The sequence below is a fragment of the Amycolatopsis sp. lyj-112 genome (assembly GCF_046549055.1).
GTDB lineage: Bacteria > Actinomycetota > Actinomycetes > Mycobacteriales > Pseudonocardiaceae > Amycolatopsis.
Map to the genome: position 1 here is coordinate 392,045 of NZ_JAJPWS010000003.1, position 14,407 is coordinate 406,451.

Consider the following 14,407-nt stretch of genomic DNA (forward strand, 5'->3'; position numbering starts at 1 on the left):
CTGCCGCCGGATCGCGATTAGGGGGCGAAACGCAGGTCGGGCGTCGGGTGTGAAGCAGGTCGCAGGGGTAGGGGCGTCCAGCGCGGTACGGTTTCGGAGAGGGGCCCCGCCTCGGATCCACGCGCCCCGGCCAGTGGAGTCGAGCAGGAGGTCACGCGGTGCCCGATCGGTTGTTCCCCACGCTGGCGAGCGGGTCCGAAAAGGAAGCCCTCCGCTTCGGCGACGTCTCCCTCACCCACACCGGCCTCGCGGCGGTCGCCGGCACCTTGGCCCGCGATCTGCCGAGCGGCCGCGTCGCGGTGTGGGCGTCACCGACAGTGCACACCAGCGTCGCCGTGATCGCCGCGCTGCTCGCCGGCGTCCCGGCCATCCCGCTCAACCCGAAGATCGGCGAACGCGAACTCGCGCACATCCTCGCCGACAGCGAGCCCGTCCTCGTGCTGGCGGAACCGGGCGTCGACCTGCCCAGCGGCCTCGCCGGGCTACCGCGCCGCGACATCACCCTCGAAGGCACGCCAGGCGATCTCCCCGCCGAGCCGGACGACGAGGCCCCGGCCCTGATCGTCTACACCTCCGGCACGACCGGCCCGCCCAAGGGCGTCGTCCTCCCCCGCCGGGCGATCTCGACGACCCTCGACGCGCTCGAGGACGCCTGGGAGTGGACCGCCGACGACGTCTTGGTGCACGGTCTCCCCCTCTTCCACGTGCACGGCCTGATCCTCGGCATTCTCGGGCCGCTCCGGCGCGGCGGATCGGTCCGGCACCTCGGCCGGTTCTCGACCGAAGGCGTCGCACGCGAACTCGCCACCGGGGCGACGATGATGTTCGGCGTCCCGACCATGTACCACCGCATCGCCGGCGAGGTCGGCGACGATCAGGCGCTCGCAGACGCACTGAGCGGCGCTCGCCTGCTCGTCTCGGGCTCGGCCGCGCTGCCGGTCCGCGACCACCAGCGCATCACCGCCGCGACCGGCCAGCGCGTGATCGAGCGCTACGGCATGACCGAAACCCTCATGAACACCAGCGTCCGAGCCGACGGCGACCGCGTCCCCGGCACGGTCGGCGTACCGCTGACGGGTGTCGACCTGCGGCTCGTGGACGAGGCCGGGCGACCCGTCGAAGAGACCGAGACCGTCGGCGAAATCCAGGTCCGCGGACCGAACCTGTTCACCGAGTACCTCAATCGCCCGGACGCGACCGAGGCCGCCTTCGACGACGGCTGGTTCCGGACCGGCGACATGGCGACCCGCGACGCGGCCGGATACGTGAAGATCGTCGGCCGGAAGGCGACGGATCTGATCAAGAGCGGCGGCTACAAGATCGGTGCCGGCGAGATCGAGAACGCGCTCATGGAGCACCCCGGCGTCGCCGAGGTCGCGGTGACCGGCGAGCCGGACGACGACCTTGGCGAGCGCATCGTGGCCTGGGTGGTGCCGTCGGGAGAACGCCCGACGGAATCGGAACTGGCCGATCACGTCGCGCGACTGCTGTCCCCGCACAAGCGGCCTCGGGTCGTCCGTTACCTGGAAGCGTTGCCGCGCAACGACATGGGCAAGGTCCTGAAGCGAGCCCTCGGGTGAACAGGCCTTCCGCCCGGTCCGTCATCAAGGAGATCTCGACGGGTTTCGAAGACCTCGCCGTCGAGTGTTCGGCCGAGCCGGAGAACGGGCCGATCGGCTGGCCTGGCTATGGCGCGGCACGCGAGGCCGCCGCGGAGCGGTCGGGCGAGGACGAGTCCGTCGTCTGCGGGACGGCCCGGATCGGCGACGTCGAGGCGGTCGTGATCGCCTTCGAGTTCGGCTTCCTGGGTGGGTCGATCGGCCAGCGCACCGGCGACCGCGTCGAAGCGGCGTTCGCCCAGGCCGCGAAGTCCGGGCTGCCGGTGGTTTCGCTGATCGCGACCGGCGGCAGCCGGATGCAGCACGGGATGCGGGCGCTTTCGCAGTTGCAGCGCATCGCGCGGGCGGCGGCCGCGGCTCGGACGGTTCCGCAGATCTCGGTGTTGCGTGATCCGGCCACGGGCGGCGGATGGGCGACGCTCGGCGCGAGTGCCGACGTCGTTCTCGCGTTGCCCGGCGCGCAGGTCGGGTTCGCCGGTTCCCGGGTCCGGCCCGCTGACGCGCCTGCGGAGGCGTACACGGCCGAAGCGAAGTTCGCGTGGGGCCAGGTCGATCAGATCGTGCCGCCCGCCGACCTCCCCGACGCCTTGCAACGGTGGTTGCGCCTGCTGACGTCGTCGACGGCGGAGGCCCCTGAGCCTCCCTTCGCGCTGGGCTCGGCGGAGTTGTCTGAGAGCGGCTGGGAGGCGGTCCAGGCGGCACGAGCGGCGAAACGGCCGAGGGCGGCTGAGTACCTCGACGCGTACTTCGACTGGCGTGAGGACGTCTCGGGCGACAGGTGCGGCGGAGTCGACGTCGGCGTCGTGTGCGGCTTCGGCTGGCGAGACGGTCGGACGATCGCGTACGCCGCGCAGTGCGGAACGCCGACGCTGCCCTCGGGTTTCCGGACGGCGGCGCGGCTGGTGCGGCTCGCGTCGCGGCTCGGGATCCCGGTGCTGACGCTCGTCGACACCCCGGGTGCGGCCAACGACGCGGCGGCCGAGCAGGCCGGGGCCGGCGCGGCGATCGCGGAGTTGTTCGAGGCCGTCGCGAGCGCGACCGTGCCGATCACGACGCTGGTGATCGGGGAAGGCGGGTCCGGTGGAGCACTCGCGTTCGCCGCGCCGGGGTCGACGTGGGTGACGCCCGACGCGTATTTCTCGGTGACGACGCCCGAAGCGGCCGCAGCGATCCTCAAGCTCCCGGCCGACGAAGTGCCGGCACTCGCGGATCGGCTGCGCCTGCGTCCCCAAGACCTGGTCAGCCTGGGAATCGCGCGCTCCGTCGTCGGCCGGTCAAATCGCGATTAGGGGGCGAAACGCAAGTCCGGGCCCTGCAGGCGAGAACTCATCGACACTGCTTCCGGATCGCGATCAGCCCGCTAAACGCAGGTCGGGGGCGCGGGACTCCCAGGTGCCGTGCGGCTCCAGGGTGACCACCCGGACGTCGTCGTCGCGGCGGTCCAGCCGGACGACGAGGTAGTCGTCCGACAACCGCTCCGCCGCCCCCTCACCCCACTCGACGACCACAGCGGACCGCTCCAGTTCGGTGTCGAGGTCGAGGTCGTCGAGCTGCGAGAGATCCCCGCCGAGCCGATAAGCGTCGACGTGCACCAGCGCGACTCCGGACTCGCCCGCCGGATGCACCCTGGCCAGCACGAACGTCGGCGAGCTGACGCGGCCGCGGACGCCGAGACCGTCCGCGATCCCACGGGTCAGCGTCGTCTTGCCCGCCCCGAGCGGCCCGGCGAGCAGCACCAGGTCGCCCGCGCGCAGCGAACTCCCCAGGGCCCGCCCGAAGTCCATGGTCAGCTCGGGAGTCGGGAAGACGTAGGTCATCAGCGCTGCCACCACCAGTTTCGCCGGTCGGGATTTTCACCATCGGTGCCCGTGCACCGTTGCAACAAGTCGATCAGGTGGCTGTTCACCAGTTCGGGCTGTTCCAGCTGCACCATGTGCCCCGCGCCGCGCACGCGCACCAGCTCCGCGTCCGGCAGTTCGGCCGCGATCCGCTCCGCGTGCGCGATCGGCGTGAACCGGTCGGAATCGCCGCCGACGACCAGCACGTGCGCGTGCTTCAACCCGGCGAGCGCGGCGTACCGGTTGTGACTGCCCAGGGTGTCGACGAAGTTCACCAACCCTCGCACCGGCGTCACTTCGAGCATTTCGAGCATGAAGTCGACCAGCCGCGGCGACACGTCCCGGCTGCCGAAAGCCAGCCGCCGCACGGCTTGCCGGGTCAGCTGTCCGCCGGCCGCCCGCACGAACTCGACGAGTCCCGGCTGCCAGCCGGCCAGCCCGCCGACGCCCCGGGTGAGCGGGTTGTACTTCGAGAGCAGCGATCGCGGCAGCCCCCGGGCGCCGACCTCGCCCGCGGCGGTCGCGATGAACGCGACGCCACCTACGCGGTCTTCGAACAGCGCAGGGCGCTCCGAAGCGAGCTCCATGAGCACCATTCCGCCCATCGAGTGCCCCAAGAGCACGACAGGCCCTTCCGGCACCACCGAACGCAGGACCATGTCGAGGTCCCGCGCCAGCTGTTCGATCGTGCTCGTCTCCGCGGTCGCGGCGCCGGATTGCCCGTGCCCGCGGTGGTCGTAGTAGACCTGCCGCACGCGAGGCAGCTTCAGCGACGCGAGGTCCCGCCGTTGGAAATGCCAGCAGCGCTTCGACAGCGCGAAGCCGTGCACGCCGACGACGGTCAGCTCCGGCTCGCCCCCATCGGCCGGGTCGATCTCCTCGACCGAAAGCGGCGTGCCGTCCTCCGCCGCGACTGTCGATACCCGGTCCGGTTCAAGATCCCCCAACGGCTCGTCCACGAACGGATCCTCACTCTGCCGCCGCTGCTGAGCGGCGACGGCGATCGCGGCGGCGGTGCCGGTGGCGATCGCCCCGACCCCGCCGACGATGGCCAGCAGTCGTCGTGAAGGTGTCACGAGCCTGCCTCCAGATACGTCCGGTGGATCCGCGGGCGATACATCGAAGTCACGATCTCGTAGTCGATCGTGCCCAGCTTGTCTGCCCATTCCCGGGCCGTCGGCTCCCCAAACGTGCCTTCGCCGAAGAGGACCACTTCGCTGCCGACAGCCGGTTCGTCATCGCCACAGTCGACGATCAGCTGATCCATGCAGACGCGGCCGACCACCGGGCGACGTCGTCCGGCGAGCCACACGTCCATCCGGCCCGACAGCGTCCGCGGCACCCCGTCGGCGTATCCGACCGGGACGAGGGCGAGCGTCGTGTCGCGCCCGGCTGTCCAGGTGTGCCCGTACGACACGGATTCGCCTGCCGCGATCCGCTTCGTGAGCACCACCGACGACCGGAAGGTCATCGCCGGGCGCAGCTCCTCGGCGGCGGGCACCGGGTTCAGGCCGTACATGGCGATCCCGGTGCGCACGAGGTCGAAGTGCAGCTCCGGCCGGGTCAGCACGGCGGCGGAGTTCGCGAGGTGCCGCATCGGGTTCAGTCCGGCCGCGCGGGCGAGGTCGTAGGCCTCCGCGAACCGCTTCGCCTGCGCGTCGACGGACGGGTGGCCCGGCTCGTCGGCGCAGGCCAGGTGCGACCAGATCGCGACGACGTCCACGAGTGGCTTCGCGGCCGCCGCGGCCTGGACGAGCGCCGGCCATTCCGCAGGTGGACAGCCATTTCGCCAGAGCCCGGTGTCGATCTTGAGGTGCACCCGGGAGATCGCACTTAGGCCGCTAAAGTCGCGTGCTCGACGCGCGCCCTCGGCGACTCGGGCGAGTTCGTCGAGGGAGCTGACGGCGACGTCGATGTCTTCGGCGACCGCGAGCGAGAAGTCGGCTTCGGGAGTGTCCAGCCAGCTGAAGAGCCGGACGCCGATCCCGGCACGACGCAGCGCGAGCGCCTCGTCGAGCGAGCAGGTGCCCAGCCAGGTCGCCCCGGCCTCGACGGCGGCCCGCCCGATTTCCAGCGCACCGTGGCCGTAGCCGTCGGCCTTGACCACGGCCATCGTCTCGGCGCCGGCGGCGCGTGAAGCGAGCAGGGCGACGTTGTGCCGGATGGCGGACAGGTCGATGACGACCTCGGCACGCGGGAAACTGGCGCTCATAACGAGTGCCAGTTTCCCACGGACCGGGCTCAGGACAGGCGCGCCCCGGTGGTGGCGGAGAACACGTGCAGTTCGTCGGAGCGGATCCGCAGGTGCAGGGTGTCGCCCATGACCGGCGGTTTGCGCGGGTCCACACGGGTGACGACGTTCGACTTCGTGCCTTCGGCGTCGGTCTCGGCCAGCTTGCCGTAGACGTACGCGTCCGAGCCGAGTTCCTCGACGAGTTCGACCTTGATCGGCAGCGTGCCGTCTTCGGTGGCGGTCACTTCGAGCGACTCCGGGCGGAAGCCGAGGGTGACCGTGTCGCCGTCGGCCTTGGCGATGATCTCGCGGGTCAGCGGCACACGCGCGCCACCGAGCTCGGCGCCGTCTTCGGTGAGCTTCGCGGTGACGAGGTTCATCGCGGGCGAGCCGATGAAACCGGCGACGAAAGCGTTTGCGGGCCGGTCGTACAGGGCGCGCGGGGTGTCGCACTGCTGCAGGAGACCGTCCGAGAGGACGGCGACGCGGTCGCCCATCGTCATGGCCTCGACCTGGTCGTGCGTGACGTACACGGTGGTGACGCCGAGACGGCGCTGCAGCGCGGCGATCTGCGTACGCGTGGAAACACGAAGCTTGGCGTCGAGGTTCGACAGCGGCTCGTCCATCAGGAACACCTGCGGCTCACGCACGATGGCGCGGCCCATCGCGACACGCTGGCGCTGACCACCGGAGAGCGCCTTCGGCTTGCGGTCGAGGTAGTCCTCGATGTCGAGCAGCTTGGCCGCGTCGAGCACCTTCTGCTTGATCTCCGACGCCGGGCGGCCCGCGATCTTCAGCGCGAAGCCCATGTTCTGGCCGACGGTCATGTGCGGGTACAGCGCGTAGTTCTGGAACACCATCGCGATGTCGCGGGCACGCGGCGGCAGCTGCGTGACGTCGCGGTCCCCGATCCACACGGCGCCGTCGTCGATGTCTTCGAGGCCCGCGAGCATCCGCAGGCTGGTGGACTTGCCGCAGCCGGAAGGCCCGACCAGCACGAGGAATTCGCCGTCGGCGATCTCGAGGTCGAGTGCGTCCACGGCGGGCCGCTCGGAACCGGCGTAGCGCCGGGTCGCCTTGTCGTAGGTGATCGTGGCCATCGGTTCAGTCCTCTTTCGGTTTCGCGGAAATGCCATGCCCGAGTTCGCGTGCCTCGAGATGTCGTTGCTGTATCCGGTGCCCCTCGGCGCGGTCCGCCTCGGTCGGCTCGGCCAGTTCGAGCCGGGTCTTGCCGTGGTCTTCCTGCCAGCGGGGAGGTTCCGTGCTGGAAGCGAGGGCCCAAGCCGCCTGACGCGCGGCGCCGACCGCGACGTATTCGGCGACTTCGGGGATGACGACGGGCACGCCGAAGACGAGCGGCGCGACCGCTCGGACCGCGGCCGACTGCGCGCCGCCGCCGATCAGGAGCACCCGTCGGACTTCCAGCCCCTGGTCACGCAGGGCGTCGAGCCCGGCTGCCAGGCCGCACAACATGCCTTCGACGGCGGCGCGGGCGAGGTTCTCGGGAGTCATGTTCGCCCGGGTGAGGCCGAAGAGCGTGCCCTTGGCGTCCGGGAGGTTCGGCGTGCGCTCGCCGTCGAGATAGGGCAGGAAGGTCAGGCCGCCGGAGCCGGGCCGGGCGGCCAGCGCCAGCTTGTCGAGCTCCGCGAGCTCGACGCCGAGCATCGCGGACGTGGCGGTGAGCACCCGGGCGGCGTTGAGGGTGCACGCGAGCGGCAGGAAACGGCCGGTGGCGTCGGCGAATCCGGCGACGATGCCGCTGGGGTCAGCGCTCGCGGTCTCGGAGACGCCGAACACGGTGCCGCTGGTGCCGAGCGAGACCACGACGTCGCCGGGGGCTAGTTCGAGGCCCAGCGCGGCGGCCATGTTGTCGCCCGTTCCGGCCGAGACCAGGATCCCGTCGGGGGTGTGGCCCGCTGCCTCGGCGGGGCCGATGACCCGGGGCAAGGCGGGAGTGCGTCCGCCGAAGGCGTGCGCGAGGAGGTCCTGGCGGTAGGCGCCGGTGGCGGGCGAGAAGTAGCCGGTGCCGGAGGCGTCGCCGCGGTCGGTGACCGGCTCGGCGCCCTCGCCCAGCAGCCGCCAGGTCAGCCAATCGTGCGGGAGCAGAACGCGGGCGACGCGATCGGCCAGTTCGGGCTCGTTCTCCGCCATCCACCGCAGCTTCGTGACGGTGAAGCTGGCCACCGGGAGCGAGCCGACGGACTTCGCCCAGTTCTCGGCGCCGAGTTCGCCGCCGAGGTCTTCGGCGGCCTTCGCGGACCGGGTGTCGTTCCACAGCAACGCGGGCCGGACGACCTCGCCGGCTTCGTCGAGAGTGACCATGCCGTGCTGCTGCCCGCCGATGCCGAGAGCGGCGACGCCGTCGAGCAGGCCGTCCGTGGCCTGGCGGAACGCGTCCCACCACGCCGAGGGGGCGACCTCGGTGCCGTCGGGATGCGTGGCGCGGCCGGTGCGGACGATCTCGCCGGTGTTCGCGTCGCAGACGACGACCTTCGTCGACTGGGTCGACGAATCGATACCGGCCACCAGGTCAGATTTCATATTCCGGCCCCTCCGGGTCGCATTCGACCTGTTCGATCGCGGTACCGGCGTTCAGTGCGGCCTCGATCTCCTCGGTCGGGGTCTCGTTGTCGGTGATCAGGAGGTCGTAGTCGCCGATGTCGCCGTGCGCGAAGGTGGCGGTGCGGCCGAACTTGGAGTTGTCGACCACCAGGATGTTGCGGCTCGCCGTGCGCAGCGCGGCCTTCTTGAGCGCGGCGTAGTCCTGGACCGGGTGGAACAGCCTGCCGACCGCGACCGCGGCGGCCGAGACGAACGCGATGTCGGCGTGCGTGCGGTCGAGGAACGCGAGGACGTCCGGACCGGCGCAGGAATCGAACTCGTGGTGGTAGCGGCCGCCGGCGAGGACGACCTCGACACTCTTGACCGGGCCGAGGATGCGGGCGGCTTCGAGCGAGTTCGTGATCACGGTGAGGTCTTCGATGGCGCCGAGGCGGCGGACGAGCGGGAAGAGCGTCGTCGAGTCGTCGATGAAGACCGTCTGGCCGGAGTGGACGTGCGCCGCGCCGGCCTCGCCCAGCGCGTCCTTCTGGACCTGGTTGAAGGTGTCGCGGAAGCGGGCGGCCGACTCCATGGTCGTCGCCGGGTAGGCCTCGACCTTGCCGCGCAGTTTGCGGAGGAGGCGGCGCTCGGCGAGTTCGTCGAGGTCGCGGTGCATCGTCATGAGGCTGACGCCGAAGCGCGCGGTGAGGTCGTCGATGCGGACCTCGCCGGTGGCGATGACGTGGTCGAGGATCTCCTGGCGGCGGTGCTCGACGGCGGCGTCCGAGGGCCTGGTCTTAGACATGGGCGACACCGTTCACGACTCCGGGCGGCAGGGCCTCGGCGGGGTAGGTGTCGGCGCTCACACCTGCTTCTTACCAGATTATTCGCCCGGAGTTAACACATAACTCGGTAACTCCCTGATTTTCGCTCACCTCCCCCTGGGCCCGCCCCACTTGCGTTTAGCCCCCATATCGTGCTCTGCGGGCGGGTGCCATCAGAGCGCGATATGGGGGCTAAACGCAGGTCGGGCCGGGGTCAGGAGGTGAGTGAGCGGACGGACCGGATGGCGTCCGAGACGGCGCCGAGGATGCCGGACGCCGAAGTGGGCGCCCCGTCGGCGGCCAGCGACCCGGCGAGCGAGTGGACGTGCGCGGCGGCCCCCGCGGCCAGCCACGGGTCGAGCCCGGCGGCGAGCAGCGCGCCGACCAGACCGGACAGCACGTCCCCCGACCCGGCCGTCGCGAGCCACGCGCCCCGCGGCGTGTTCACCAGCGTGCGCCCGTCCGGCGCCGCGACCACCGTGCAGTGCCCCTTCAGGAGCACGACGGCGTCGTACTTCCGTGCCGCCGATCGCGCCGCCGCGACCCGGTCCGCTCCCGGCGGCGTCCCCATCAGCCGTTCGTACTCCCCCGCGTGCGGCGTCAGCACGAGCGGCGTGTCCGGATCACGCGCGTCGAGCACGTCGGGCGAACGCGCGATGATCGTCGTCGCGTCGGCGTCCGCGCACACCGGCACGCCCCGGCCGAGCACGAACCGCAGCACGTCGCGCCCTTCGTGCCCGGTCCCGATCCCCGGCCCGACCACCCACGCCTGCACCCGGCCGGCGTCGGTCACCGAACCTGTCGCGATGATCTCGGGCCACCTCCCGCGCACCATGTCCGCGGCGTGCCCGGCGTACCGCACCAGCCCGGACGTCGCCCGCACCGCCGCGCCTGCGGCGAGCACGGCCGCTCCCGGGTACGTCGCGGATCCCGCGGCCACGCCGACCACACCCTGGCTGTACTTGTCGTCCGCCGGACCCGGGATCGGCCACGCGGCGGCGACGTCGGCCGTGTCGAGCCGCCACAGATCCGGTTCGCCGAGTTCGGGCCGCAACCCGATGTCCACCAAGGTGACCTCGCCACAGGAAGCGGGTGCGAGGGCGTGCACGGGCTTGAGCGCGCCGAAAGTGACCGTGCGATCGGCGACGACGGCCGGACCGTCGACGGCGCCGGTGTCCGGGTCCACCCCGCTCGGCAGATCGACGGCCAGCACCGGCGCGCTCACGTACTCCAGCAGTGCGGCGGCGTCCGCCCGCAAAGGACCCCGTGCCGAGATCCCGACGATCCCGTCGAGGACGAGGTCGGCCTGGCGAATCCACTGTGGACCGTCCTCGACGGACACTACGCGGCCACCCGATCGCTTCAACGCGGCCAAACCCGGGCCATGGGCACGTTCGGGTTTCAGCAGGATCGCCGAGACGGCCACATTGCGGCGGCGCAGGAACGCGCCCGCCCACAGGGCGTCACCGCCGTTGTTGCCCGATCCGACGAGCAGCGTCACCCGCCGCCCGGAAACCGATCCGGTGTGGTCGGCCAGCATCTCGGCGGCGTGCACGGCGAGACCGAAAGCCGCGCGCCGCATGAGCCCGCCGTCCGAGGTGACGGCGAGCAACCGGTCTTCCGCCGCGCGAATCCGTTCCGTGGTCCAGATTCCCTGCACGACGCCTCCGGTCCTTACTCGACGGTGACCGACTTCGCCAGGTTACGCGGCTTGTCGACGTCGTACCCGCGCGTGCGGGCGATCTCGGCGGCGAGCACCTGCAGCGGAACGGTGGAAACCAGCGGCTGCAGCAGCGTCGGGACGGCCGGGATCTCGATCAGCTCGTCGGCGAACGGGCGGACGGTCTCGTCGCCCTCCTCCGCGATCACGATCGTGCGGGCACCACGCGCCTGGATTTCGCTGATGTTCGACACCAGCTTCGAGTGCAGGACCGCGCGACCCTTCGGCGAAGGCATCACGATGACCACAGGCAAGCCCTCTTCGATCAGCGCGATCGGACCGTGCTTGAGCTCACCGGCGGCGAAGCCCTCGGCGTGCATGTACGCCAGTTCCTTGAGCTTCAGCGCGCCTTCGAGGGCGACCGGGAAACCGACGTGACGGCCGAGGAACAGCACGGCCTTCGAGTCGGCGATCCGGCGGCCGAGGTCGCGGACCTGGTCCACAGTGGACAGGACCTTCTGCACCGCGGCGGGCATGGCTTCGAGCTCGGCGAACTCGCGGGCGACCTCGTCCGGGTACTTGGTGCCGCGGGCCTGTGCCAGTGCCAAGCCGACCAGATAGTTGGCCGCGATCTGGGCGAGGAACGCCTTGGTCGAGGCGACACCGATCTCGGGGCCGGCGTGCGTGTACAGCACGGCGTCGGACTCACGCGGGATCTGCGCGCCGTTGGTGTTGCAGACGGCCAGGACGCGGGCCTTCTGCTCGCGCGCGTGGCGGACGGCCTCGAGGGTGTCCGCGGTCTCGCCCGACTGCGACACGGCCACGACCAGGGTCGCGCGGTCCAGCACCGGGTCGCGGTAGCGGAACTCGCTGGCCAGCTCGACCTCGACCGGGAGGCGCGTCCAGTGCTCGATGGCGTATTTGGCGACCAGGCCGGAGTGGTACGCCGAGCCGCACGCGACGACGAAGACCTTGTCGACGTCGCGCAGGTCCTGGTCGGAGATGCGCTGCTCGTCGAGAATGATCCGGCCGCCGTCGAAGTGGCCGCGCAGCGTGTTGGCCAGCGCCTCCGGCTGCTCCTCGATCTCCTTGAGCATGAAGTACTCGTGGCCGCCCTTTTCCGCGGCCGAGAGGTCCCAGTCGACGGTGAACGGCTTGGCCTGCGCCGCGTCGCCGTGGAAGTCGGTGACCTCGTAACCCTCGCGGGTGATCACGACGAGCTGGTCCTGGCCGAGCTCGACGGCCTCGCGGGTGTGCTCGATGAACGCGGCGACGTCGGAAGCGACGAAGTGCTCACCTTCGCCGACGCCGACGACCAGCGGCGAGGACCGGCGGGCGGCGACGATGGTGTCCGGCTGGTCGGCGATGGTCACGACCAGGGTGAACGCGCCTTCGAGGCGGCGGCAGACCGCGGCGACGCTGGCGGGGAAGTCGCCCTTCGTGTCGCCCTGGAAGTAGGCCCGGGCGATCAGGTGGGCGGCGGTCTCACTGTCGGTGTCGCTCGCCATCTCGACGTCTTCGGCCTCGAGTTCGGCGCGCAGGGCGGTGAAGTTCTCGATGATGCCGTTGTGCACGACGGCGACGCTTTGGGAGGCGTCCCGGTGCGGGTGCGAGTTGCGGTCGATCGGCGCACCGTGGGTGGCCCAGCGGGTGTGCCCCATGCCGGCGGTGCCGCCGAAGGCGTCCCTGCCGACCGTGTCGAGCTGAGTCTCCAGGTTGGCCAGGCGGCCTGCCTTGCGCTCGACGTTCAGCGCGCCGGCGCCGTCGAGAACGGCGACGCCTGCCGAGTCATAGCCGCGGTACTCCATCCGCCGGAGTCCGCCGATGACGACGTCCAGGGCCGGGCGGTGTCCGACGTATCCCACGATTCCACACACGGCCGCCAGCCTAACGAGGGACTTCCAGGCCCTTCGCCCGGCTCCGCCCCCAGGCCCCGGCACCTGCGTTTAGCGGCCTAAACGCGACGCTTAGGCAGGCTAAGCAGCGCCGTCGGCCGGTCTGAGGCGACCGGCGGGGCGGCGCGCGGGCCGGACGGGGGCGCGGGCAGTAAGGTCACGAGCATGGCCAGCAAGCCCAAGCAGCTGCTCGCGGAGCTGTCCCACCCAGGTCCGCACGACGTCCTGCGGGGCAATCTCGCCCTGGTCGGACTCCCCGGTGTCGTGTTCACGCCCCGCTCAGGGCTCGGTCTGCCCGCGATCGCGTTCGGGCACGGGTGGTTGCAGCCCACCGGGAGCTACCGGCATCTGCTCCGGCACCTCGCGAGCTGGGGCATCGTCGCGGCGGCCCCGGCCACCCAGCGCGGGCCCCTGCCCTCGCACCGGTTGCTGGCGGGCGACCTGCTCACCACGCTCGAACTGATCACGACGGTCCGCCTCGGACCGGACGGCATCAGCGTCGACCCGGCCAAACTCGGTCTCGCGGGACATTCGACCGGTGGCGGTTCGGCCGTCCTCGCCGCGGCACAGGCCGCGGACGAATCGGCTCAGCGGCCGCGGATCCAGGCTGTCGCGACCATCACGCCCGCGCAGACGCTGCCGCCGGCGACCGTGTCCGCCCAGTCGGTGACCGTGCCCGGGCTGCACCTCGCGGCGAGCGAGGACCTGGTCGCGCCGCCGGTCGGGCACGCCGAGGCCATCGCGGACGCGTGGGCCGGGCCGGTGCAGCTGCGGACGCTCGGGAAGTCGTCGCACCTCGGCGTCACCGAGGGCAAGCACTGGAGCCAGCTGCTGCTGCACGGGAAGCCGCACCGCGGGACCCAGCAGTTGACGCGGGCACTGTTCACCGCGTTCTTCCTCACCCATCTGACCGGGACGACGAAGTACCAGCCGCTGCTGGACGCCGACGTCAAGCGCGCTCCGATCGAGCTCCAGGACGAACCCGCCGCCTGACCCCCGCACCCCCGCCGACCTGCGTTTCGCGGCCTAATCGCGATCTGTGCTCGGCGACCCCACTCGGCTACTTAGCATGCCTACGCGTCGCAGTTTGGCTGCTAAACGCAGGTCGGGCGGGCAGGAAGAAGGGCCCGGCTCTGGTGAGCCGGGCCCTGTCGTGTGCCTGACGGTCAGTCGACCATCCACGAGTTGTTCGAGAAGTCGTCGTCGTCGAAACCCTTGTCGTCGCGCGCCGCGTGACGGCCCCGGCGCCGCGCCGGAGCGTCCGGCGCTTCAGGGGCCCCGGCACCCGGACCGGCGGCGGGCACCGCAGACGGCGGGACGTCCACCGTCGCCGGCATCCCGGGCACGCCGGGCACACCGGGGCCCCCTGGCACTCCCGGGCCGACTGGGCCGACCGGAGACGGCGGCGGAAGCGAGGGCGGAGGAGGCGGGGGCGCCGGCCGAGACGCGTCGAAGCCCTGGTGACCACCGAACTCGGCGAACCGGTCGGCCGCCTTGTCGTCGTCCTCGATGTCGAAGCCGATCATGTGGCTGCGGTCGGCGGTCGTCTTGCCGGTCAGCCAGCCGCCGGACTCCTTGCTCCGCTTCCCCAGTTCCGCCATGTGAGCGGCGTACTTGTCGTGGACGGCGGCGTCCTTCTGCATGGTGTCCACCGCCTGGGCCTTGGCCTCGGCGAGATGCCGCTCCCGCAGCCCGCGCTGCTCCATCTGCTCCGTGATGGCGGCGTCCTGCCTGGACATGGCGGCCGCCAGCCGGTCAACAGCGCTCATCGGTCCTCCCTCGTTCCCCCGCTACCGA

12 protein-coding genes are annotated in these 14,407 nt (G+C 71.3%); 3 read left to right on the forward strand and 9 right to left on the reverse strand.

What is annotated here, in order from left to right:
- Positions 1 to 158 precede the first annotated feature (158 nt).
- Positions 159 to 1,580, forward strand: coding sequence for an acyl-CoA synthetase (locus tag ACLJRL_RS13885; protein ID WP_410656547.1), 1,422 nt, complete (start codon positions 159 to 161; stop codon positions 1,578 to 1,580).
- Positions 1,577 to 2,908, forward strand: coding sequence for a carboxyl transferase domain-containing protein (locus ACLJRL_RS13890; RefSeq protein ID WP_410656548.1), 1,332 nt, complete (start codon positions 1,577 to 1,579; stop codon positions 2,906 to 2,908). Before ACLJRL_RS13885 ends, ACLJRL_RS13890 begins: the two co-directional genes overlap by 4 nt.
- 63 nt (positions 2,909 to 2,971) lie before the next feature.
- On the opposite strand, the gene tsaE is transcribed toward ACLJRL_RS13890, so the two are convergent.
- From tsaE to glmS, 8 genes are all read right to left on the reverse strand, one after another.
- Positions 2,972 to 3,436 (reverse strand): tRNA (adenosine(37)-N6)-threonylcarbamoyltransferase complex ATPase subunit type 1 TsaE, encoded by a 465-nt coding sequence (gene tsaE, locus ACLJRL_RS13895; RefSeq protein WP_410656549.1) that lies wholly within the window; start codon positions 3,434 to 3,436, stop codon positions 2,972 to 2,974.
- Entirely contained in the window at positions 3,436 to 4,533 is a 1,098-nt protein-coding gene (locus ACLJRL_RS13900; protein WP_410656550.1) for an alpha/beta fold hydrolase, read from the reverse strand. The genes tsaE and ACLJRL_RS13900 overlap by 1 nt, the downstream gene beginning before the upstream one ends.
- A complete protein-coding gene (gene alr, locus ACLJRL_RS13905; RefSeq protein WP_410656551.1) occupies positions 4,530 to 5,669 on the reverse strand; it encodes an alanine racemase in 1,140 nt (379 codons plus the stop codon). Before alr ends, ACLJRL_RS13900 begins: the two co-directional genes overlap by 4 nt.
- 29 nt (positions 5,670 to 5,698) lie before the next feature.
- Positions 5,699 to 6,790 (reverse strand): ABC transporter ATP-binding protein, encoded by a 1,092-nt coding sequence (locus ACLJRL_RS13910; protein WP_410656552.1) that lies wholly within the window; start codon positions 6,788 to 6,790, stop codon positions 5,699 to 5,701.
- A gap of 4 nt (positions 6,791 to 6,794) precedes the next feature.
- Complete coding sequence (gene xylB, locus ACLJRL_RS13915) at positions 6,795 to 8,231, reverse strand: xylulokinase (protein WP_410656553.1); 1,437 nt, start codon at positions 8,229 to 8,231, stop codon at positions 6,795 to 6,797.
- Complete coding sequence (locus ACLJRL_RS13920) at positions 8,221 to 9,036, reverse strand: DeoR/GlpR family DNA-binding transcription regulator (protein WP_410656554.1); 816 nt, start codon at positions 9,034 to 9,036, stop codon at positions 8,221 to 8,223. The genes xylB and ACLJRL_RS13920 overlap by 11 nt, the downstream gene beginning before the upstream one ends.
- 233 nt (positions 9,037 to 9,269) lie before the next feature.
- Positions 9,270 to 10,715: an NAD(P)H-hydrate dehydratase gene (locus tag ACLJRL_RS13925; protein ID WP_410656555.1), complete on the reverse strand. Its 1,446-nt coding sequence runs from the start codon at positions 10,713 to 10,715 to the stop codon at positions 9,270 to 9,272.
- A 14-nt stretch (positions 10,716 to 10,729) separates the two neighbouring features.
- The gene (gene glmS, locus ACLJRL_RS13930) at positions 10,730 to 12,592 is read right to left on the reverse strand and encodes a glutamine--fructose-6-phosphate transaminase (isomerizing) (protein ID WP_410656556.1); all 1,863 of its coding nucleotides are present in this window, start codon (positions 12,590 to 12,592) and stop codon (positions 10,730 to 10,732) included.
- A 183-nt stretch (positions 12,593 to 12,775) separates the two neighbouring features.
- Here glmS and ACLJRL_RS13935 point away from each other — a divergent pair, with 183 nt between their 5' ends.
- Complete coding sequence (locus tag ACLJRL_RS13935) at positions 12,776 to 13,603, forward strand: dienelactone hydrolase family protein (protein ID WP_410656557.1); 828 nt, start codon at positions 12,776 to 12,778, stop codon at positions 13,601 to 13,603.
- Between the two features lie 173 nt (positions 13,604 to 13,776).
- Here ACLJRL_RS13935 and ACLJRL_RS13940 read toward each other — a convergent pair whose 3' ends face one another.
- A complete protein-coding gene (locus ACLJRL_RS13940) occupies positions 13,777 to 14,379 on the reverse strand; it encodes a hypothetical protein (RefSeq protein WP_410656558.1) in 603 nt (200 codons plus the stop codon).
- Positions 14,380 to 14,407 lie beyond the last annotated feature (28 nt).